Below are 20,378 nucleotides of genomic sequence, written 5' to 3' on the forward strand. Positions count from 1 at the left end.
CCCGGTCTAACCTCACCGGCGTGAACGTTGTCCAGGAGTACAGGTATCTCGCCCCCTCCACCGCAGGCGCGGGCGGCGTCGACCTCCAGACGTGCGGCGGCCCCGCCGCCAACCCGCGGTTCTTCTCGGGTTTCCTGACGACGCCCGCGGCCGCCGCGGCCGGCCTGCTCGCCGTCGCCGACGTGGCCCGCACCCGCTACTTCCAGCCCGTCAACCCGGCCAGCCTCGACCCGGTCGTCACCGGCAGCGCCGACCGGCTGCGGTTCGAGTCCTTCTCCGGCTGCTGCGGGGCGTATGCGCGCCTCGACGCGCTGCCCGCCGGCCTCGACGGCGACGTCCTCGAGCACGGCACCACCAACGTCGACGTCAACGCGCCGCTGCGCGAGGCCCTGGCCCGCATCTCCGGCCTCGACCCGCTGCACCTGTCCGTCGGCCCCGACGCGCTCATCGCCTCCACCCTCGACGGCACCGTCGTGGAGAAGAAGGTCCCGCTGCCGGCCCGCTGGCTGCGCGGGTTCGCCGAGGTCCACGTGCTCTCGGCCGGCTTCGACCTGCGCGCCGAATTACCCGCGGCGGAGGCGGTCGCGTTCCTGCGCCGGCTGCCGGGCGCCAACGACCGCTCGGTGCTGTGGGCGGTCCCCGCGGGACGCAGCCTGCGGCTGACGTCCAGGCCCGTCCCGGGCGCGGTCTGTCTCGCCGGTGCGGGCCGTCTGGCGTCATTGCGCGGCCTTCTTCGGTACTCCAAGACCCTCCGCGTCTACGGCCCGCCCATCAAGGCGGGGTCACAACCGGTGGCGAGCGCCTGGGAGCTGGACACCGGCGCGCTGCGCTTGACCCTGACCCTCTCTCCCGAGCCGCACCGGGGCTTCTCCGGCGAGGGCGCCGCCCTGACGTCCCTGGCCGGCGACGAGGTGGCCGACGACGCCGACCTGGTGGGCGCCCTGCTGTCGTGGGACCCCACGATCGACGTGTCCACGCTCGCCGACGGCGCCGCCATCGACACCGCCCGCGTCCGCGCCGCCCTGGCGCAGCTCGGCACCGCCGGCCGCGTCGGCTACGACGTGAGCGAGAGCGCCTACTTCCACCGCGTCCTGCCCTACGACGCGGCACGGGCCGAGCGGGACAACCCGCGGCTGGTCGGCGCCCGCACCCTGGCCGAGTCCGGCTCCGTCGCCCTCGACGGCGAGTCGGCGGCCACGGTGCGCAGCGGCGATCAGACGTACCGGGTCCGGCGGCATCCGGACGGCGCGATGAGCTGCACCTGCCCGTGGTGGGCCAAGCACCGGGGCGGGCGCGGGCCGTGCAAGCACGCCCTGGCCGTGACCATCGTGACGAACGCTCCGGTGCGGGCGTGATGGTCGTTGTACAAGCCTCTCCGGGGCGGGGGGCCCGCATGCTTCCCGCGCAGGGTGGACTGCCTCAAGGTTTGACCGCTGGCCCAGCCTTGGGCACGGGTTGCTCCGGGCGCAGCTACGACCGTGGTAATGCCGCGCGCGCCGCTTGCGGTTGCCGCCGCCGGCACGGCGGGTGTCATGACGGTGGTTGATCTGGAGCTCGTCCGGCGCGGGCGCGTGGGCGAAGTGAAGGCCGCCGTCGCTGCGCTCGACGATGGTGAGCGGGTCGCGCTCAACGGGGAGCTGCTCGCCTGGGTCAAGAAGCGGTCCGAGAACTTCTGGAACGGCAACGAGCTGACCGCGCTCGTCGTGGCCGTCGGGGGTAGTGCGCCGTCGGCCGCCGCGGCGGCGCGGGTGCTGGCGGCTGCGCGGTGGATGTCGCCCGGGCCGGCCACGGCCGACGCGCTGCTCGAAGTCGCCGCGGCACGCAGTGTGGACTGGGTGCCGGATCTCGCGTACCGGTTGTCCGGCCTCGCGTCGCGGCGCTCCGCCGACCCCAGCGATCAGCTGTGGGCGTTCATCGCTCGGCTGCTCGCGGCCGGGGGGCATGCGCCGCCGGCCGACGACTGGTTCGTGATCGGGTGGCTGCGCGACCTGTATTTCCCCTCGGTCGCGCGGCTGCGGTCGCGGCCCGTCGTCGACCGGCTGCGCGAGGACCCGTTTCTGGAGCCGCTGCTACCGCACGTGTTCACCGTCGACGGGGCCGGCGAGCGGCTGACCGAGCTCGAGGCGCCGGGGACGCGCGGGCGGTTCGCGGTGGTGCTCGCGCTCGCCGGGCTCGCCGCAGAAAGGCGCGTCGACCGCGGGGTGATGCTGCGCGGGTGCCTGAGCCGGCTGCTGCGCGGGGACCGGCCGGGGTCGCTGCGCGGCATCGTCGCGCTGCTGATCGAGCTGGAGCCGACCGAGGCCGAGGTGACCGCCGACGCCGGTGACTACCTGCGGCTGCTCGCCGACGCGCCGTCCTCGGTGGCGACGGCGGCGCAGAAGCTGCTGCGCGGGGCGCCGGGCGTCGAGCTGGACGCGATCCTCGAGGCGTCCGCCGCCGTGCTGCGGCGCACCGACAAGGGCCTCGTCCGCGGGCAGCTCGGGTGGCTGGAGGCGCTCGCGCGCCGGCACCGCGACCGCGCCGGCGACATCGCCGCCGTGCTGGGCGAGGCCGCCGATCACCCGGCGATCGAGCTGCGCGAGCGGGCCGGTGCGCTGGCCGCCAGGCTCGGCGGCACCGCGCCGCTCGTCGCGGCCCCGGCAATGGCGCGCGACGACGACCTCCCGCCGCCGGCGCCGCCCGCGCCCGCACCGCCGCCGATCACCGACCCGGACGAGCTCGCCGAGGAGGTCGCCGCCTTCTACAGCGGCCGGCCGTTCACGGCGCTGCTGCCGCTCGAGCGCATCGTCGACGGCGCGGTGCGGCTCGCCGCCGCCGACCGTCCGCGCCTGCGCGCCGCGCTGCTGCCGGTGCTGGAGCGGCATCGCGAGGGCATGGGCGAGCACGGCTGGGACCCGCGCTGCCTGTGCGGGGCGTTCACCGGTCTCCTGCACGCCGCGGCCGAGCCGGAGCAGGCGAGCGCGCGCCGGGGCGGCTGGGCGGCCGTGCTCGCCGCGGCCCGCCGGTTCCTCGTGCTCGGCGAGCCGATGCCCGACCGTCGCGTGCCGCCGATCCACCGCATCCTGCGCGCCCGCCTCGCCGAGATCGGCGCGCACGCCGGTTCGGCGGCCCTGCCCGGCGGGCTCCTGTCCGCCCCGACGTCGGCCAACGGCGCCCTCGACACCGAGGTGTTGCTCGAGCGCGTCGCCGCGCTCGGCGAGGCCGACGCCTGGCCGTGGGACCTGATCCAGGCCCTGCTGCGCCTGCCGAAGGACCCCGACGAGCCGGCCGCCGCCCGCGCCGAGGCGATCGGCACCCCCGCCGCCACCCGCTTGGCCGCCCGCCTGCGCGCCGGCGGCCTGCCCACGCCGCAGTGGCACGTCGAGCTCGCCCCGCGCCGCCCCCGCGACCGCGGCTTCGACTACGGCTACGACGGCCTGCCCGCCGCCCGCGTGCAGGTCACCGCCGCGTCGCCGCCGATGGACGCCGAGCGCTACGGCCTGCCCGGCACCGAGACCTACGGCCTGCTCAACGCCCGCTCCGGCCCGCCGGGCGAGAGCGAGTTCGGCTGGCACGAGCTCTGGCCCGGCCTGCTGCCCTGGGACCGCGGCCTCGTCGCCGCATACGCGCTGCCGGAGATCGCCTCCAGCGCCGACCTGGACGTCCGCGGCCGGGCGGACGCCCTGTTGCTGCTGGCCGAGACCGCCGGCGACCCGGGCCCGGCACTGCCGATCGGCGTCGCGTACGCGTTGACGGCCCGCCACGAGCAGGACCGCCTCGCCGGCCTGGACACCCTGCTGCTCCTGGCGGCGTCCGGTGCGTTCGACGCGGAGACCGCCGGCACCCACCTCGGCGCGCTGTCCGCCGCTGGCGCCGTCACCATCGGCCGCGCCGCGCAACCCCTGCGCGACGCCGCAACGGCCGGCGCCCCGCGCACGGTGTGGCGCCTGCTCGCCGCCGCCCTGCCGGCCCTGCTGGAGGCGAAGACACCGCCGCGCGGCACACCCGACCTGCTGACCCTGGCCGCCGAGACCGCCACCGCCGCCCCCGGCCCGGCCGAGATCCCGGGCCTGTCGGCGATCGCCGCCAAGCGCGGCACGTCCCGCCTGGCCACGGAGGCCCGCCGCCTCACCGCCGCCCTGCCGCCACACTCAACGTAGCGTGGCGATGGCATCGTGCAGCGCCGCCGAGGGCGGAGTGAAGGGGGTCGAGCATTGGGCGTACCGACAAAGCCAGATCGACGACGTCGGCAGTGAAGAGCGGGAGGGCGAGCGGGGTCACGCCGGCCAGGAGTGCGGCGCGGCGTTCGTAGATCTCGTAGCGCACGTCGAGGGCTCCGGGCGAAACTAATACGGGTCGAAGGTGCGGCGTGAGCCTGGGAACGAGCGCGGGAACACCTCGACGTGGTGTGCGCCGGAGAGCACCGCATGCAGGAATGCCACGATTCCGCCGTCGAAGTGCGGCCACTTGGTGTTGCGGGCGCCGTTGGCGACGATCTTCCAGGCGTCGGGAGAACCCTGCCGCAGCCAGTACACCGTGTCGCCGTTGTCCGTCATCGCGACCGGCAGCAGATCGTCGAGGGCGAACGGCACACCCGGAGCGGTCCGCAGCAGCTCGGCGGATCGGCGGGCCCGCGTCGCCAGGTCGAGCTGCGGCATCGAGTCGGCGGGCTGCAGCACGTCCAGGAACCCGCAGAACTGGCCGCGGCCGTACGCCACTCACGGGCACCGATCCTACTGGCACGGCCTGTATGCACGCCGGGGACTGGGAAGCCAGCCATTACCGTGCGTCACCAGCGGGAACGAACGCCAGCACACCCACAGCGGCATGAGCGAGCATCGGGGCAGGGGCTCGGGCATAGGCGTCAAGGGCCCTCTACGGGATTGGTGCGTCGTTCACGCGGCGGAGGTGGAGGCGCGAGGCCATCGCAAGGTACTGCAGCGTCGTGATTGACGAGGGTGTGCTCAGTTCGATCTGGAAAGCGTCCTCGTACCCCTGCTGATTGCGGAGCACCCACCGCCAGGCGGAGGTCACGCCGAGCAGGCCGGCATAGTGCTGATCCGTTTGGGCTGGCACCGAATCCGACACCCAGTGGCGAAGCGGCGGCCGTCGCCCCGGATCGAAGGAAACCTCGACCGTGTCGTCGTCCGGATCAACCTCCACGTGGAGGTATCCCTCGTCGAAGCGGAACTGGACCGCCACGAGCCAGGAAGGGTCGTCGACGTACGCCAGATGCACGACCTCAGCCAGATCGGTCAACACGGAGGGCACAGAAGAAGGCAAGTTACGCGCCACACGGAGATCATGGCACCGACTGCGTCGGCCGATGGGTCCGCTATTCGGCACCTCCGGGCGCCGCGCGGATGCTCAACCCACGGCTGACACCTGCGCGGAGCGACCGTGTGCGGTCAGGCCGGCGCGCACGGACGGCGATAGATCCGTGCATCCGAGCACGTTCGAAGAGTCGCTAATCAATAGCGCTGACGTTGTGCTCTCGCTACCGTCCTCCCCGTACGGGCGGTCGGAAGCGAGAGGGTACGGATGACTCTGGCCAGTAAGGGCTCCCGGCGGATCGTCGGCGACGGCGTCGCATTCCGCTGGTTGGTGCGTCGCAAGCCGACCTACTGCCAAGCCAATGGGTGGGCGCCACTGACCTTTGTGGTCGAGCGAGCAGAAGGGCGGGGCGCTGTGCTGGCCGTATCGCTGCCGTCTGCCCATCCCGGTAACTGGTTCGGGTTGCCAAGCCAACCGGTGCTGCCTGGAACGGTGGCTGCCTGCGTCAGCCGGGCCTTGGCTGCCGGATGGCGGCCTTCGCGGCCGGGGCCTGCTTTCTTCATGTCGCTCGGCAATTCAGCCCCGCACGGAGGGTGATGGATTTACCTGGAGGCCGCGCACGACTCGCGGACGTCGGCTACCGCAGGTTCAGTTGCGTCTCACCTGGCTGATAAGCGCGCGCTGGAGCAGGGATCGGATGTTCTGACTGAAAGGGCTGTCCTCGTCGCGCGTCACGACGGTAACCAGTGACAGGCCGGCCATGACCACTGTCGCGCTGTACGGCTCGAATCGGGACTCACGGCCGTATAGATCGTCATTGTTGTGCGGGAGGGCGCGCGGCGGATGCTGGCCGCCGCGTTGGAGGCCGAGGTCGACGCCGACCTCGCCGAGCTGGCGCACGAACGTGACGAACGGGGTCGCCGCCTGGTGGTGCGCAACGGCCACGCGCAGCCGCGGCAGGTGATGACCTCGGCCGGGGCGATCGTGCGCTTGGGCGATCATGCCGAGCACTGGCAGTTGCCGCATCGACCACTCGTACCTGGCGCCCACCCTAGCCTCTCGCCCGGCGGCGGCCGTCGCGTCGATGGCTGTGTCCTGCTGCGGGTCTAGTCGATGTCTGGGAAGGAGCCGTCGCCGAAGAGGATCCGAGCCGCCGTTCGACGGCCGACGGGCGAGCGCAATGCCGCGACCGCCGCCTCGGCCGCGGCGGCCGATCGCATACCGGCCAACAGGTGTCGCAGCAGGAGACGGCCGCGGTACCGCGAACGCAGCGCCACGCCGTCGTAACGGCGCAGGGCCCTGACGTCTCCGCCGCGCAGGTACTCGACGATGACGGATGTGGCCAGCTCGGCCATGCGCAGGCACGGATCGAGGCCGCCGGCGGTCAACGGCGATACGGCCCCCGCCGCGTCGCCCACAAGGAGCCCCGCTGGCCCGGCCAGCCGCCGTAGCACGCCGCCGACCGGTATCGGTCCGCCCCGCCGCTCGACCGGCCCCGCGGACGCCACCCGCCCCGGCGCGTCGGCGGCGAACGCGTCGAGCAGGTGCCGCACGCCCGCGCGCATCGCGTGCGGGTATCCGGCCACGCCGAGGTGCGCGTGGTGGCCGTCGTCGATGACCCAGCCGAGGTACCCGGGTGCGATGCGCGGGTCCAGGACGCAGTGGAACGTGGGGTGGGCATCGCCGGCCATGACGGGGTACACCATCTCGGCACCGATGAGGAATCGCCGGTTAGTGTCGAGTCCGAGGTCCCGCGCCACCCGAGACCGGGCGCCGTCCGCGCCGACGACGTATCGCGCCCCCACCGGCTCGGCACCGTCGAACTGCGCCGTCCCGCCGGAGCAACCGGTGTAGCGCACCCCGAGCCGGACCTCGGCGCCGTCTGCCTCCGCTGCTCGACGGGCGTGCTCGTACACCGCCGGCATGTCGGCCACCCGGTACTCGTCGCGGTCGCTGCTGAGCCGAATCGGCGCCCGGCGCGACGGTGGGTAGAGCAGCACGTCGCGCACGCCAGGACCGAGCGCGGCCGGTGGCAGGTCGAAGTCGTCGAGGGTACGCCGGACGAAGATTCCCGTCGTCCGCACGCCGATCGCCAGGTTTCGCCGCCGGTCGACAACGAGCACGTCGAGCCCGCGCCGCGCCAGCAGCCGCCCGGTGTGCAGCCCGGCGAGCCCGGCCCCGACCACCAGAACGTCCACGCTTCGCATTGCTGCGACGGTACGGCGAGATCCGCGCCTTCCCGCCCCCGTGCACGGTACCCGCCCACGACCTCCGCAGCTCCTCCACGATGTCAGCCCGGGGCCTTCCGGGCCACGTTGACCAGGCTCGACATGCTCCCTCGATGTGCCGGACAGGATCGTGTTACGACAACGCCGTCGCCGCGTCGTTGTCCGGCGTCCGCGCTTCGGCACGAGCGCGCACCAACCGGCAGACAGACCGACCGAAGCGGCGTACGGACAGCAACCCGAAGCCGCGCAAATGACCGACCACCCGTCGCGTCAGCAGCGCGGGTCTTCCCGTGCAAGTGCACCGGCGAATGTTTGCGGTCGGGTCATCGGCACGGCAGCAGCCGCGCATAGGGTGCCGTCGTGGTGGATGAGGAGGTTCTGGCGGCGCTACTGGCCCGGCCCGGCAAGGAGTGGGGCGCGCCGGCCACGCCGGAGGCGGTCGCGGCGGCCGAGGAGGCCCTCGGGTTTGCGCTGCCGCCGCTGCTGCGCCGGATCTACCTGGAAGTCGCCAATGGCGGCTTCGGTCCCCACGCCGCGGTGATGGGTGTGCCGGGCGGGTACGTGGACGCCGAGTGGATCGACATCGTGGAGGCGTACAAGTTCTTCGGCAGCGGCGCCGGTCCACTGCCGGAGCGGATGATGCTGCTGCTTGATTGGGGCTGCACCTTCTGGTCGCTGGTCGACTGCCGCCACCCGGACGGGATGATGTGGGGCAACGAGGAGGGTGAGCTGTTCTGCCTGAACCTGACGTTCCCGCAATGGCTCGTCAACTACCTCACCGCGGACGACGATGACGAACTGATGCCGATGGCGCCGCGCGAGCCACGGCCTCGGGAAGTGCTGCGGCGGGAGGACCTCCGCGGTTGACCAGCACCGGGTTCTGCAGTCAAGGCGCAAACGTCCGGCTTCGACGAGGTCAGATGCGCTGTATTCGACATGAGTGCGTACCCCTATGCAGGAGCGCCGACCTGGCCCGGGTTCCGTGGGTCGGCGTGGTCGGGTAGAAAGTGCCTCGTGTTCGAACGGTTCACTGCCGAGGCGCGGCAGGTGGTGGCGCTTGTGCCGTACTACGCCGTCGCCGCCGGCCGGTCGGAGATGACCCCGGCCGATCTCGCCGCCGCGCTGGCTGCCCGGCCGGTCGGCAACACCGCTGGTATCTGGACGTCGCCTCAGCCACCCGAGCCGGCCGAACCCACAAGCACCCAAGGTGGGCGCGTGCTGCCGAAGGCGCCACATCGGTTCGATGAGGTGGCGCGAGCGGTCCTGACGCAGTCATTGCGTGTCGCGGTGGCCGAGGCGGCCGCGCACATCGGCACCGAGCACCTGCTCGCCGCGCTCGTCCGGAGCGGGCCGCCGGACGTCGTGGCGGGGCTCGGCGCGCGGGGTGCGACGGCCGAAACCGTCGATGCGCTGCTCGCCCGGCTGGCCGGAGGGCTGGGCACCGAAGGGCCGCCGGAGGAGCCGCGGGCCGTCGAGGGGGCAGGCTCGGCCCTGAGCTACACGCGCCTGACGGTCGACGCGCGCGCCGTCGTGCGGGAAGGCGCCGCGCTGGGCCGGGCCGCCGGACGCGGCAACGTGACGCCGGTCGACCTGGCCACGGCGCTCGCCTTGTACAACGGAGGCAACGTGGTCCGGGTGTGGACCGCGCCGCCGGTGCCGCCGTCGGAGCCCGCCGCGCCGATCGAGGACGTGGCCTCGCTGGCCGGGCCGACCGAGCGGGTGCTCGCGGCGGCCGCGGTGATCGCGCGGGAGGCGGGCTCCGCGCAGGTGGGCACCGAGCACTTGCTCGTGGCGCTGATCCGGCACGGCCACCCCGAGGTCGTGACGCTGCTGGCCGAGCGGGGCGGCACCGCCGAGGCCGCCGACGCCCTGCTCGCCGAGCTGGCCGGCGATCCCGGTGTCGAGACGCCGCCGGAGCCCGTCCTGGGCCCACCGCTCGCAGCCCGGCGGCCCGCGTTGCGCCCGGTATCGGGACCGCGGGCGATCGTCGGGCTGACCGTCCTGCTCACGCTCCTCGTGATCGTGGTGGTGTGCATCCTGGGCCCCATCTTCGGTCCGTAAATGGCGCGCGCGTGCCCCCGCCGTCGAAGCTGCTCGCGCTTTCCGATGCCCGTGGCTCCCACTGGGCCGGCGTCAAACGCACTCGGTCCCTGGGCGCCGGCCGCGCGTCAAAACTGATGAGCGGATGGTGGCCGTGCACGCCGACAGTTGTGCCACCCGATTCGGGCTGGGTCCGGGACGGATTCCGACCGGCCGTCAGAGAGTGGGGTGCTGGTCGCGGACCGGACTCAAGGATTCCAGCAGCGTGGCGATGTACAGGATGGTCGACTCTGCGTGCCAGCTGGCGGCCAGTTGCACACCGATTGGCATGCCGTCGCTGCTCGTACCGAATCGCATGGACAGGGCCGGGAGTCCCGTCAGGTTGAACGGGACGGTCGTCGAGCTCACGTGGAAGGCCTCCATCGTCCGGCCGTCGAGGGTGAACTGCGTGAGCCCGTGCGCGTGCGCGAAGATCGTCGTGACCGGGAGCAGGAGCGCGTCGTACTGCTGAAAGTACTCCGCGAAACCGTCCCGAAGCCGCTCGATGCCTTGTTCGGCCAGCACGTAGTCCTTCACGGATGTGTCAGGTGCGGCGAGCATGGTCCTCGAGTACATGAACATCTGGTCCTCGTGACCCGCGGTGACCTCCTGCATCACCGGTTTCATCTCCATGACGTGCTGCCGGGTGAAGAGTTCGAGGGGGTTGTCCCGCTCGAGAGCCGGGATGCTCACGGCATCAACTCGGATCCCCGGTCCTTGCAGGGCATCGGCGGCCTGCTGAACAGTTGCCACGACCTCGGCGTCGATCGGACCGAGGCCCGAGTCGACCAGCCAGCCGACGCGGACGGGCCGGTCCGGCGAGGCACCCACGCCGGCGTCGAACTCGCGCGGGACGGTCGAGAAGCCGTCAGCGCCGTCAGGACCGGCCAGCAACGAGTACGCCAGTGCGAGGTCGCGGATGGTGCGGGCCATGGGACCGGCGTGCCAGTCACGACGCGGCTCCCGCGGCCAGGCCCCCGTCATCGGTATGCGCCCGTGCGTTGGTTTGAGGGCCACGATCCCGGTGTCGGCCGCCGGCCCGCGCAACGAGATGGACAGGTCACTTCCGATTCCGAGCGGCGACATCCCAGCCGCGATCGCCGCGGATTCCCCGCCGCTCGAACCGCCGGCGCTGCGCTCGAGGTCCCACGGGTTGTTCGTCCTGCCCGTCAGGAGGTTGTCGGACTCGATCCAATACGCGAACTCCGGGAGATTGGTCTTCGCCAGGAGGATCGCACCCGCGTGCTTCATGCGCGCCACGCTGGTGGCGTCCGTATCCGGAATACGTCCGGCGAAGATCGGCGAACCGCGCTGGGTGAGCACGCCGGCAGTGTCGAACGAGTCCTTGACCGTGAACGGCACACCGTGCAGCGGCCCCACCTCTGCACCCGCCGCGAGCTCCTCGTCTGCCGCCCTCGCGGCGTCCAGCGCACCGTCCGCGACCGTTACGACAGCGTTGATCTTCGAATTCACGGCCTTGATACGGTGGAGGTGCGCCTGAACCACCTCGACAGAGGAAGCCCTCCTGGTGCGGATCAGCTCGGCGAGTTCGGTCGCATCGAAACGGGTGAGGTCTGTGGTCACAATGGATTCCTCTCGTATTCCGGCCTCACTAAGAACAGACAGCATTGCCTGGGCCCGGTGCGCCGCAGGCAGCTGCGGATCGTCAGACGTGGAGGATCCGGCGATGGGTTGAGGAATCCTTAAACATTTTGCGGCGGACCCGAGCCCGGGCATGAAGGTTTAGCCCGGATTCTCCTGTCCGGGTGAATGCGGTCGCTGCCCTGGCCCTGCTGGCGCTTTGCCCGCCGCCGGTGCGCCGTATCCTGCTCACGCTGGCGTCGGCGGTCATCGCCACCAACCTGTACGTTCTCCTACCGCACCGTGCTCGCAACCCTGGGCGCAGCGGACTGACCCGCGCGGCCCGGCGGCCGGTGAGTGGCGGGCGAGCGCCGGTACCCTCACGGGGTGGCCTCCAACGATGATCCGACCGGCGGGAACGCCCGGTTTCAACAGCTCAGCGCCGCCGTGCAGGAGAGCGGGCACGGTGACGACGCGGCCCTGCTCGCCGAGCTGCTCGCTGAGCCCGACCGGCTCATGGCGGAGTCGGTGCTGGCGTCCCTTGTGGACAGCCGGGCCGAGTTGCTGGGGTCGGCGGCATCATTCGCCGCGTGGGCGGAGCCGGTGCTGGACGCGGTGGGCGCCGACGGGTTCATAGCGCGACGGGTTCGGGAGTGGGGTCTGTTCAAGGCGCTGCAGTCCGGTGCGCCGGTGGACCGCGCAGCGTTGGCGGCCGCGTCCAACTGGCTCCAGCGCAAGGTGACCGAGGAGGCCGACTCCGCCGTGGTACTGACGGCGCTGGGCGAGGTCGGTCGCACGAAGCGGGTCCGCAACCTTGCGAAGACCCGCGCCGGCCGCCTGCGATCCCCGGGCCGATCGTCGAAGCCCTCGCAGAGCTGATCGTCAAGGCGCACAAAGACAAAGGCGCTGCTCGCCTCCTGTCACCGGGCCTCCCACATCGCCGCTGAGGTCGGCGGCTCGAACTCCTCGAAGACCAGCAGCGTCCGTGTGTTCACCACCCCGGGCATGCCCTGGATCACGTCCAGGACCAGCCGGCGCAGGTCGGCGTTGTCCTTGGCGCGCACGAGCAGGATCACGTCGAACTCGCCGCCGACGAGGGCGATGTGCACGACCCCCGGCAAGGCGCGCAGCTGCTCGCCGACCAGCCGCCACTCCGCCTGGCGCAGGTTCACCGTCACGTACGCCGACGTGCCCATCCCGGCCGCCACATGGTCCACGTCCGCCCGGAAGCCGCGGATGACGTTGATGTCCCGCAGCCGCTGGACGCGGGCATACGCGTTCGCCCGCGAGATGTGCAGCAGCTCGGCGAGCGTCCGCATCGACATGCGTCCGTCTCGGCTGAGCTCCACCAAGATCCGCCGGTCAATGTCGTCGAGCGGACTGACCACCTGTCTCGTCTCCCTTGCTGAACGACGCCTCGGGTTGGACGTTTGGCTCCCGAAACGCCGGTCGCCGAGTCCATTTTCTCGTTCTCCGCCAGGTTGTGGAACGCGATTGGCAAGAGGCCCAGGATGGCGGCATGACACGTGAGCCGAGTCACCTGCTGCCGTGCGTGGAGCCGGTGTCCCTCATCGACGCGCAGGGCCGGGCCGTGAAGCCGCGTCGGTCCTCCGCGCCGTACCCGGCACCGGACGCCGAGGCGCTGGTCCGGGCGCTCGGGGCGCTGCTCACCGCGCGCCGGCTCAACGAGCAGGCGTACGCGCTCGTGCGGCAGGGGCGGCTCGCCGTGTACCCGTCCTCGCAAGGGCAGGAGGCCTGCCAGGTCGCCGCGGCGCAGGTCCTCGACGCCGGCGACTGGCTGTTCCCCACCTACCGCGACACCGTCGCCGCGGTCGGCAAGGGCGTCGACCCGGTCGAGGCGCTGAGCCTGCTCAAGGGCGACTGGCACTGCGGATACGACCCCTACGAGCATAATGTCGCGCCGCACGCCACGCCGCTGGCCACCCAGCTGCCGCACGCCGTCGGGGTCGCACACGCGGCCAGGCTGCGCGGTGAGCCGACCGTCGTCATGGCCATGTGCGGCGACGGCGGCACCAGCGAGGGCGACTTCCACGAGGCGCTCAACTTCGCCGCCGTCTTCCAGGCGCCGGTCGTCTTCTTCATCCAGAACAACGGCTACGCGATCAGCGTCCCGCTGTCCCGGCAGACAGCGGCGCCGTCCCTGGCGCACAAGGGCGTCGGCTACGGCATCCCCGGCGAACGCGTCGACGGCAACGACATGGCCGCGCTGCTCGCGGTCCTCGGCGCCGCCGTCGAGCGGGCCCGCGCCGGCGGCGGGCCGCAGCTGGTCGAGGCCCTGACGTACCGGATGCTGGCCCATACCAACGCCGACGACGCCACCCGGTACCGCGACGACGCGGAGGTCGCCGCGTGGGTCGAGCGGGACCCGATCACCCGGCTGCGGACCCACCTGCGCGACCGCGGCCTGCTCAGCGACGAGCAGCTCGCCGGTTTCGCCGCCGAGGCCGAACGCGTCGCCGCGCACCTGCGCGACGGGCTGAACCGCGACGTCGAACCCGACCCGGCCGACCTGTTCGCCCACGTGTACGCGACCCCCACCCCGCAGCTGCGGGAGCAGGCGGCGCTCATCGCCGACGAGCTCAGCCGAGAAGGAGCAGCCCGATGACCACCGTCGCCGAGCCGAGGACCGCGACCGAGCCGGCAGCAGGGCCCGCCATGCGACCCGCCCCGCCCACCCCGGATCCCGTCAGGCTGTCGATGGCGCAGGCGCTCAACCGGGCCCTGCGCGACGCCATGGCCGAGGATCCGTCCGTGGTGCTGTTCGGCGAGGACGTCGGCGCGCTCGGCGGCGTCTTCCGGATCACCGACGGCCTCACCGCCGACTTCGGCGAGGCCCGCTGCTTCGACACGCCCCTGGCCGAGTCCGGCATCGTCGGGATGGCCGTGGGCATGGCGATGAACGGGATGCGCCCGGTCGTGGAGATGCAGTTCGATGCGTTCGCATACCCGGCGTTCGAGCAGATCGTCAGCCACGTCGCGAAGATGCGCAACCGCACCCGTGGACGGGTCGCGCTCCCGATGGTGATCCGCGTCCCGTACGCGGGCGGCATCGGCGGCGTCGAGCACCACTGCGACTCGTCGGAGGCCTACTACGCCCACACGCCGGGACTGCACGTCGTCGCCCCGTCGACGCCCACCGACGCCTACGTGCTGCTGCGCGCGGCGATCGCGTCGCCCGACCCGGTCGTGTTCCTGGAGCCGAAGAAGCTCTACTGGAGCAAGGAGGACGTCGAGCTGCCGTCCCGGGCACCCGGCATCGGCGCGGCCGTCGTACGCCGTCACGGTACCGACGCCACCCTGATCGCCTACGGGCCGGCCGTGCCCGTTGCCCTGCAGGCCGCCGAGGCCGCCGCCACGGAGGGCCGGAGCCTGCAGGTGGTCGACCTGCGCTCGATCGTGCCGTTCGACGACGAGACCGTCTGTGCCGCGGTCCGCTCCACCGGCCGGGCCGTGGTCGTCGCCGAGGCCGCCGGGTTCGCCGGCGTCTCGGCGGAGATCGTCGCCCGGGTCACGGAGCGCTGCTTCAACGCCCTCGCCGCACCGATCCGGCGGGTGGCCGGGTTCGACATCCCCTACCCGCCGCCGAAACTGGAGCACTTCCAGCTGCCCGGCGTGGACCGGGTCCTCGACGCCGTCGACGACCTGCAATGGGAGCAGTGATGGCGGCGCGGACGTTCCTGCTGCCCGACCTCGGCGAGGGCCTCACCGAGGCGGAGATCGTGCGGTGGCTGGTGGCCGAGGGCGACGTCATCGCCGTGGACCAGAGCATCGTCGAGGTCGAGACCGCCAAGTCGATGGTCGAGGTGCCGTCGCCGTTCGCGGGGCGGGTCGCGACACTGCACGCCGCGCCCGGCGCCACCGTCGAGGTCGGCAAGCCGCTGATCACGGTGGCCGCGCCGGACCGGGAGCCCGTCGCCGTGACGGCGTCGGCTGTGTCTGGGGCGTCGGCCGCGGCCGCGACCTATCGGGAGGAGGAGCGGGCCGGGTCCGGCAACGTCCTCATCGGCTACGGCACCACCGGCGGCACCGCCACGGGCCATCGCCGCCGCCCGCGCGGCAGCATCCGTCCGCCGGCGCCCCCCGGACCGCCCCCGCAGCCCGGTCCGGACCCCGCGCCGCGGCGCGTGCCGCTGGTGACCTCGCCGCTGGTGCGCAACCTTGCCCGCGCCAACGGGGTGGACCTGCGCACCGTCGAGGCGACCGGCGTGGGTGGCGTCATCACCCGCGCCGACGTCGAGCGCGCCACCGCGACAGCCACCGTTGCTGCGGCGGTACCAGGGGAGCGCCGGGTGCCACTCAACGGCTTCCGCAAGGCCGTGTCGGCGGCGCTGACCCGCAGCCGCGCCGAGATCCCCGAGGCGACCGTCTGGGTCGACGTCGACGCCACGAAACTGTGGCAGCTGCGCCAGAGCGCCACAGCCGGACCGGGGCTGCTCGCCTACATCGCCCGCTTCGTCGTCGCCGGGCTGCGTGAGTACCCGGTGTTCAACGCGCGGCTCGACGCCGAACGCCAGGAGATCGTCGAGTTCGACCAGGTCAACCTCGGCATCGCGGTGCAGGGTGAGCGCGGGCTCGTCGTCCCCGCCGTCATCGGCGCGGACACGATGACGACCGCGCGGCTCGACGAGGAGATCCGCCGGCTCACCGCGAGCGCCCGCGAGGGCCGCAGTACCGCGCGGGAGCTCTCGGCGGGCACGTTCACGCTCAACAACTACGGCGCGTTCCGGGTCGACGGCAGCGCCGCGATCATCAACCACCCGCAGGTCGCGATCCTCGGCCTCGGGCGGATCATCGACCGGCCCTGGGTCGTGGACGGCCAGTTGTGCGTCCGTAAGATCACGCAGATGAGCTTCGTGTTCGACCACCGCGTGTGCGACGGCGGCACCGCCGCCGGGTTCATGCGGGTCGTCGCGGACGCGATCGAGGACCCGGCCTCCATCATCGCCAGGCTGTGACCGGATGAGCGACGTCGTGCTGCTCGCCGGGGATCCGCTCCCCGGCGGCCCGGAGCACGACGTCGTGCTCGGCCAGCGGCTGCTGCGGGAGGGGTTCGGTGCCGCGCGTGAGGTCCTGCGGGTCTACTCGCCGGCACCGACCGCGGCGTTCAGCCGCCGCGACACCCTGCGCCCCGGGTACGCCGGCGCCGTCGAGGCGGTCCGCGCGTCCGGGTTCGTGCCCGTGGTCCGGCCGCAGGGCGGCAGCCTGGCCGTGTACCACCCCGGCAGCGTCGTGGTCGACCACGTACACCGGACGCCGGACGCGGCCGACGGGACGGCCGAGCGGTTCCGGCGGTTCGCGGCGCTGCACGCCGCGGTGCTCAGCGGTTTCGGGATCGACGCCAGGATCGGCGCGGTGCCCGGGGAGTACTGTCCCGGCGACTACAGCGTGAACCTCGCCGGCACCCGCAAGATCGTCGGGTCCGCGCAGCGGGTGACCCGCGACGGCTGGCTGTTCAGCTCCGTCGTCCAGGTCACCGGCGCGGCGCTGCTCCGCGAGCCGTTGGTCGCCGCCTACGCCGCCCTCGGGTATGACTTCGACCCGGCCACGGCCGGCGCCGCCGAGGACGGCGCCCCGGGCCTGACGGTCGAGGCGGTCACCGCGGCCCTGCTGTCCGCCTACGGCGTGACCGGCGTGGCGCAGCCACCGCCGGAATGGTGACACGCCGGTGGATCTCAACGGAAAAGGCGCATGACGGCGACCTGGTCGCCGTAGCCTACGGCGAAGTGGCCGTCCGGTAGCGGAGCCAGCGCACGCACCGCTCCTGGCAGCTCAGTGTGGCCCACCGGTGCGCCGGTGGTCGGGTCCCAGAACCGCACCGTGCCGTCGTCGCCGCCGGAGGCCAACAGCGTCGACCCGTCCGGCAGCGACACCGCCGCCACCGTCTGGACTATGTCGGTGTGGCCGGTCAGTGGCGTACCCACCGGTTCCCCGGTGGTCGGGTCCCACAGCCGCACTGTCTTGTCGTTGCTGCCGGAGGCCAGCAGTGTGCGCCCGTCCGGCAGTGGTACCGCCGCCACCGCCTGGACCGTGTTGGTGTGGCCGGTCAGCGGCGTACCCAGCAGGTCCCCGGTGGTCGGGTCCCATAGCCGTACTGTCTTGTCGTTGCTGGCGGAGGCCAGCAGCGTGCGACCGTCCGGCAGTGGTACCGCTGCCACCGCCTGGATCAGGTTGGTGTGGCCGGTCAGTGGCGTACCCGCCGGTGCGCCGGTGGCCGGGTCCCACAACCGCACCGTGCCGTCGATGCCGCCGGAGGCCAGCAGCGTGTGCCCGTCCGGTAGCGGTACCGCCGCCACCGCCTGGACCCAGCCGGCGTGGCCGGTCAGTGGCGTACCCACCGGCTCACCGGTGATCGGGTCCCACAATCGCACCGTGCCGTCGATGCCGCCGGAGGCCAGCAGCGTGTGCCCGTCCGGCAGTGGTACCGCTGCCACCGCCAGGACCGGGTCGGTGTGGCCGGTCAGTGGCGTACCCGCCGGTGCGCCGGTGGTCGGGTCCCACAACCGCACCGTCTCGTCATAGCTGCCGGAGGCCAGCAGCGTGTGCCCGTCCGGCAGTGGTACCGCCGCCATCGCCTGGACCGGGCCGGTGTGGCCGGTCAGCGGTGCACTCAGTGGCGTACCCACCGGCACACCGGTGGCCGGGTCCCACAGCCGCACGGCCTCGTCGCCGCCGCCGGAGGCCAGCAGCGTGCGTCCGTCCGGCAGTGGTACCGCCGCCACCGCCAAATTTGACCCAGTGCGGGCACTCAACGGCGAACCCACCGGCGCGCCGGTCGTCGGGTCCCACAGCCGCACCGTCTCGTCGTCGCTGCCGGAGGCCAGTAGCGTGTGCCCGTCCGGCAGCGGTAACGCCGCCACCGCCCGAACCGGTCCGGTGTGGCCGGTCAGCGGCGCGCCCACCAACTCCCCGGTGGTCGGGTCCCACAGCCGTACTGTGCAGTCGTTGCTGGCGGAGGCCAGCAGTGCGCGTCCGTCCGGCAGTGGTACCGCCGTCACCGCCAGGACCGGCTCGGTGTGGCCGGTCAGCGGCGCATCCACCAACTCTCCGGTGGTCGGGTTCCAGAGCCGCACTGTGCAGTCGTCGCTGGCGGAGGCCAGCAGTGTGCGTCCGTCGGGCAGTGGTACCGCTGCCACCGCCAGAACCGGGTCGGTATGGCCGGTCAGCGGCGCGCCCACCAACTCCCCAGTAGCCGGGTCCCACAGCCGCACTGTGCAGTCGTCGCTGCCAGAGGCCAGCAGCGTGTGCCCGTCCGGCAGCGGTACCGCCGCCACCGCCCGAACCGAGCCGGTGTGGCCGGTCAGCGGCGCGCCCACCAACTCCCCAGTAGCCGGGTCCCACAGCCGCACTGTGCAGTCGTCGCCGGCGGAGGCCAGTAGCGTGCGTCCGTCCGGCAGTGGTACCGCCGCCACTGCCAGGACCCAGTCGGTGTGGCCGGTCAGCGGCGCACCCACCGGCACGCCGGTGGCCGGGTCCCACAGCCGCACCGTCCTGTCGATGCTGCCGGAGGCCAGCAGTGTGTGTCCGTCCGGCAGTGGTACCGCCGCCACCGCCACGACCGCGCCGGTGTGGCCGGTCAGTGCAACACCCAGTGCGGCCGGCGCGGTGCTCCACACCGGATCCACCATCGACCTGCCGCCCCAGCCGGCCACCCGCGCACGCACCCCAGCATCAAGACCCGCAAATCCCGACGCCGCCACCCGCAACCGCTCACCCTGCCCCGCCACCGACAATCCCGCAGCCGGCAAACCCGCCGCCGACACCACCGCCGCCCACGCCCGGCCCTGCCCACCAGCGGCGCGCAACGCCATCACCAACACCGCCGGATCCACCTCGGACAACACCCCCGCAGCCGCCAGCAGATCACCCAACCGATCCGCCGCCGCCGCCAACTCCGCCAACCGCCGCACCTCATCAACCGGCAGCATCGACCACCCCGACAACGTTGCCGCCACCAACTCACGCCGGAACACCGCAGCCGCCTCGTCCACCAGCGCATCAACCCCAACCGCTCGAAACCCGACCACCCGCACAGAGCAGACCGGCAGAGTAACCCCGTGTGCCGGCGGGGTGGGCGGCAGAAAGTAGCGTGTCCGGCATGCGAGTGGGCATCGTCATCCTTCCCGACCAACGGTGGGCGCAAGCGGCGCGCCGGTGGCGGCTCGCCGACGAGTTCGGGTTCGACAGCGCCTGGACGTACGACCACATCGGCTGGCGCGATCTGGTCGACGGTCCGTGGTTCGATGCGGTGCCGGTCCTGACGGCCGCCGCGTCGGTCACGTCCCGGATCCGTCTCGGGACCATGGTCGCCTCGCCCAACTTCCGCCATCCCGTGCATTTCGCCCGGGAGGTGACCGCGCTCGACGACATCTCCGATGGCCGGCTCACCGTGGGCCTGGGCGCCGGCGGAGTCGGGTACGACGCCGCGGTGCTGGGGTTGCCCGACCTGTCGCCACGGCAGCGGGTCGACCGCTTCACCGAGTTCGTGACCCTGCTCGACCGGCTGCTGTGCGCCGGGCGCGCCGACGTCGCCGGACAGTATTACGACGCGGTGGACGCCCGCAGCACCCCCGGGTGCGTGCAGCGCCCGCGGGCGCCGTTCGTCGTGGCGGCGAACGGTGCGCGCTCGATGCGCCTTGCCGCCCGGTTCGGCCAGGGCTGGGTGACCACGGGAGAGCGCTGCGACGATCTGGACGCGTGGTGGCGCTCGGTGGTCGAGCTGACCGAGCGGTTCGGCGAGGCGGAGGCCCACGCCGGGCGCGGCCCCGGCGAGGTGGACCGGCTGTTGTCGCTGGACGCCGCACCGGTGTTCTCCTTGTCCAGCGCGGGCTTCTTCGCCGAGGCCGTCGGACGGGCGAGCGAGCTGGGCTTCACCGATGTGATCACACACTGGCCACGGGCGGACAGCTGGTACGCCGGCAGCGAGACCGTCCTGGAAGCGGTGGCGAGCGAAGTACTCCCCGTCATCCGGAAGCTGCCACGACCCGCGACACCCTGATCAAATGCGGCCCTCCTGACTGATCCGTGGGCCAGTTGGTGGTCATCTGGGGAGTACGGGGCGGTATCCGCTGAGGCTGAGCATGGCGAGGGCGATGATGGCTTCGGCAGAGTGGAATCCGAAGGCTCTGCGAACGATGAGTCGGATTTTCGTGTTCATTGACTCGACGAGGGCGTTGGACAGTCGATGCTCGATCGAGGCGACGATGGCGTCGCGGTTGC

General features: G+C 72.5%; 17 protein-coding genes and 1 pseudogene. 11 read left to right on the top strand and 7 right to left on the bottom strand.

From position 1 onward, the window contains the following. The first annotated feature begins 20 nt into the window (after window positions 1-20). Both ABD901_RS50265 and ABD901_RS50270 read left to right on the top strand, forming a co-directional pair. Window positions 21-1,355, top strand: a complete 1,335-nt coding sequence (locus ABD901_RS50265; RefSeq protein WP_345140574.1) for an SWIM zinc finger family protein — start codon at window positions 21-23, stop codon at window positions 1,353-1,355. 177 nt (window positions 1,356-1,532) lie between these two features. Then, window positions 1,533-4,139, top strand: a complete 2,607-nt coding sequence (locus tag ABD901_RS50270) for a hypothetical protein (RefSeq protein WP_345140576.1) — start codon at window positions 1,533-1,535, stop codon at window positions 4,137-4,139. A gap of 186 nt (window positions 4,140-4,325) precedes the next feature. Here the strand turns inward: ABD901_RS50270 and ABD901_RS50275 are convergent, their stop codons facing one another. After that, window positions 4,326-4,697, bottom strand: a complete 372-nt coding sequence (locus ABD901_RS50275) for a hypothetical protein (RefSeq protein ID WP_345140579.1) — start codon at window positions 4,695-4,697, stop codon at window positions 4,326-4,328. 157 nt (window positions 4,698-4,854) lie between these two features. Further along, window positions 4,855-5,241: a DUF6334 family protein gene (locus tag ABD901_RS50280; protein ID WP_345140582.1), complete on the bottom strand. Its 387-nt coding sequence runs from the start codon at window positions 5,239-5,241 to the stop codon at window positions 4,855-4,857. Between the two features lie 831 nt (window positions 5,242-6,072). Here ABD901_RS50280 and ABD901_RS50285 point away from each other — a divergent pair. Further along, window positions 6,073-6,237: pseudogene (locus tag ABD901_RS50285) on the top strand (IS256 family transposase); the annotation flags it as partial. Window positions 6,238-6,359: 122 nt separating this feature from the next. On the opposite strand, the gene ABD901_RS50290 reads toward ABD901_RS50285, so the two are convergent. After that, on the bottom strand, window positions 6,360-7,460 hold the full coding sequence (locus tag ABD901_RS50290) for an FAD-dependent oxidoreductase (protein ID WP_345140585.1): 1,101 nt from the start codon (window positions 7,458-7,460) through the stop codon (window positions 6,360-6,362). 384 nt (window positions 7,461-7,844) lie between these two features. Here ABD901_RS50290 and ABD901_RS50295 point away from each other — a divergent pair, with 384 nt between their 5' ends. Beyond that, complete coding sequence (locus tag ABD901_RS50295) at window positions 7,845-8,348, top strand: SMI1/KNR4 family protein (RefSeq protein WP_345140588.1); 504 nt, start codon at window positions 7,845-7,847, stop codon at window positions 8,346-8,348. Window positions 8,349-8,495: 147 nt separating this feature from the next. After that, window positions 8,496-9,542: a Clp protease N-terminal domain-containing protein gene (locus ABD901_RS50300; protein WP_345140591.1), complete on the top strand. Its 1,047-nt coding sequence runs from the start codon at window positions 8,496-8,498 to the stop codon at window positions 9,540-9,542. 195 nt (window positions 9,543-9,737) lie between these two features. On the opposite strand, the gene ABD901_RS50305 is transcribed toward ABD901_RS50300, so the two are convergent. Beyond that, window positions 9,738-11,144, bottom strand: a complete 1,407-nt coding sequence (locus ABD901_RS50305) for an amidase (protein WP_345140594.1) — start codon at window positions 11,142-11,144, stop codon at window positions 9,738-9,740. 384 nt (window positions 11,145-11,528) lie between these two features. Here ABD901_RS50305 and ABD901_RS50310 point away from each other — a divergent pair, with 384 nt between their 5' ends. Continuing rightward, entirely contained in the window at window positions 11,529-12,020 is a 492-nt protein-coding gene (locus tag ABD901_RS50310; protein WP_345140597.1) for a hypothetical protein, read from the top strand. Window positions 12,021-12,061: 41 nt separating this feature from the next. Here ABD901_RS50310 and ABD901_RS50315 read toward each other — a convergent pair whose 3' ends face one another. Continuing rightward, on the bottom strand, window positions 12,062-12,529 hold the full coding sequence (locus ABD901_RS50315) for an Lrp/AsnC family transcriptional regulator (protein ID WP_345140600.1): 468 nt from the start codon (window positions 12,527-12,529) through the stop codon (window positions 12,062-12,064). 131 nt (window positions 12,530-12,660) lie between these two features. Here ABD901_RS50315 and pdhA point away from each other — a divergent pair, with 131 nt between their 5' ends. The 4 genes from pdhA to ABD901_RS50335 are packed head-to-tail and all read left to right on the top strand — an operon-like array spanning window position 12,661 to window position 16,820. Then, window positions 12,661-13,767: a pyruvate dehydrogenase (acetyl-transferring) E1 component subunit alpha gene (pdhA, locus tag ABD901_RS50320; protein WP_345140603.1), complete on the top strand. Its 1,107-nt coding sequence runs from the start codon at window positions 12,661-12,663 to the stop codon at window positions 13,765-13,767. Between the two features lie 50 nt (window positions 13,768-13,817). After that, complete coding sequence (locus tag ABD901_RS50325) at window positions 13,818-14,822, top strand: alpha-ketoacid dehydrogenase subunit beta (protein WP_345140619.1); 1,005 nt, start codon at window positions 13,818-13,820, stop codon at window positions 14,820-14,822. After that, window positions 14,822-16,117, top strand: a complete 1,296-nt coding sequence (locus ABD901_RS50330) for a dihydrolipoamide acetyltransferase family protein (RefSeq protein WP_345140605.1) — start codon at window positions 14,822-14,824, stop codon at window positions 16,115-16,117. Before ABD901_RS50325 ends, ABD901_RS50330 begins: the two co-directional genes overlap by 1 nt. A 4-nt stretch (window positions 16,118-16,121) precedes the next feature. Next, the gene (locus tag ABD901_RS50335) at window positions 16,122-16,820 is read left to right on the top strand and encodes a lipoate--protein ligase family protein (RefSeq protein WP_345140607.1); all 699 of its coding nucleotides are present in this window, start codon (window positions 16,122-16,124) and stop codon (window positions 16,818-16,820) included. A gap of 14 nt (window positions 16,821-16,834) precedes the next feature. Here the strand turns inward: ABD901_RS50335 and ABD901_RS50340 are convergent, their stop codons facing one another. Beyond that, the gene (locus ABD901_RS50340) at window positions 16,835-19,087 is read right to left on the bottom strand and encodes a WD40 repeat domain-containing protein (RefSeq protein WP_345140610.1); all 2,253 of its coding nucleotides are present in this window, start codon (window positions 19,085-19,087) and stop codon (window positions 16,835-16,837) included. 170 nt (window positions 19,088-19,257) lie between these two features. Between ABD901_RS50340 and ABD901_RS50345 the strand changes: the two genes are divergently transcribed. Further along, on the top strand, window positions 19,258-20,157 hold the full coding sequence (locus ABD901_RS50345; protein WP_345140613.1) for an LLM class flavin-dependent oxidoreductase: 900 nt from the start codon (window positions 19,258-19,260) through the stop codon (window positions 20,155-20,157). A 42-nt stretch (window positions 20,158-20,199) separates the two neighbouring features. Here the strand turns inward: ABD901_RS50345 and ABD901_RS50350 are convergent. Continuing rightward, window positions 20,200-20,378, bottom strand: a 179-nt coding sequence (locus tag ABD901_RS50350; protein WP_345140622.1) for a transposase, incomplete at its 5' end; no start/stop codon positions are given.

Source organism: Dactylosporangium darangshiense (assembly GCF_039537565.1).
GTDB lineage: Bacteria > Actinomycetota > Actinomycetes > Mycobacteriales > Micromonosporaceae > Dactylosporangium > Dactylosporangium darangshiense.

Excerpts from the sequence above, each read along its gene's own strand:
- ABD901_RS50270 (WP_345140576.1), top strand. The coding sequence starts at position 1,533 with ATGACGGTGGTTGATCTGGAGCTCGTCCGGCGCGGGCGCGTGGGCGAA.
- ABD901_RS50290 (WP_345140585.1), bottom strand. The coding sequence starts at position 7,460 with ATGCGAAGCGTGGACGTTCTGGTGGTCGGGGCCGGGCTCGCCGGGCTG.
- pdhA (WP_345140603.1), top strand. The coding sequence starts at position 12,661 with ATGACACGTGAGCCGAGTCACCTGCTGCCGTGCGTGGAGCCGGTGTCC.
- ABD901_RS50325 (WP_345140619.1), top strand. The coding sequence starts at position 13,818 with ATGCGACCCGCCCCGCCCACCCCGGATCCCGTCAGGCTGTCGATGGCG.
- ABD901_RS50330 (WP_345140605.1), top strand. The coding sequence starts at position 14,822 with ATGGCGGCGCGGACGTTCCTGCTGCCCGACCTCGGCGAGGGCCTCACC.
- ABD901_RS50335 (WP_345140607.1), top strand. The coding sequence starts at position 16,122 with ATGAGCGACGTCGTGCTGCTCGCCGGGGATCCGCTCCCCGGCGGCCCG.
- ABD901_RS50340 (WP_345140610.1), bottom strand. The coding sequence starts at position 19,087 with ATGCTGCCGGTTGATGAGGTGCGGCGGTTGGCGGAGTTGGCGGCGGCG.
- ABD901_RS50345 (WP_345140613.1), top strand. The coding sequence starts at position 19,258 with ATGCGAGTGGGCATCGTCATCCTTCCCGACCAACGGTGGGCGCAAGCG.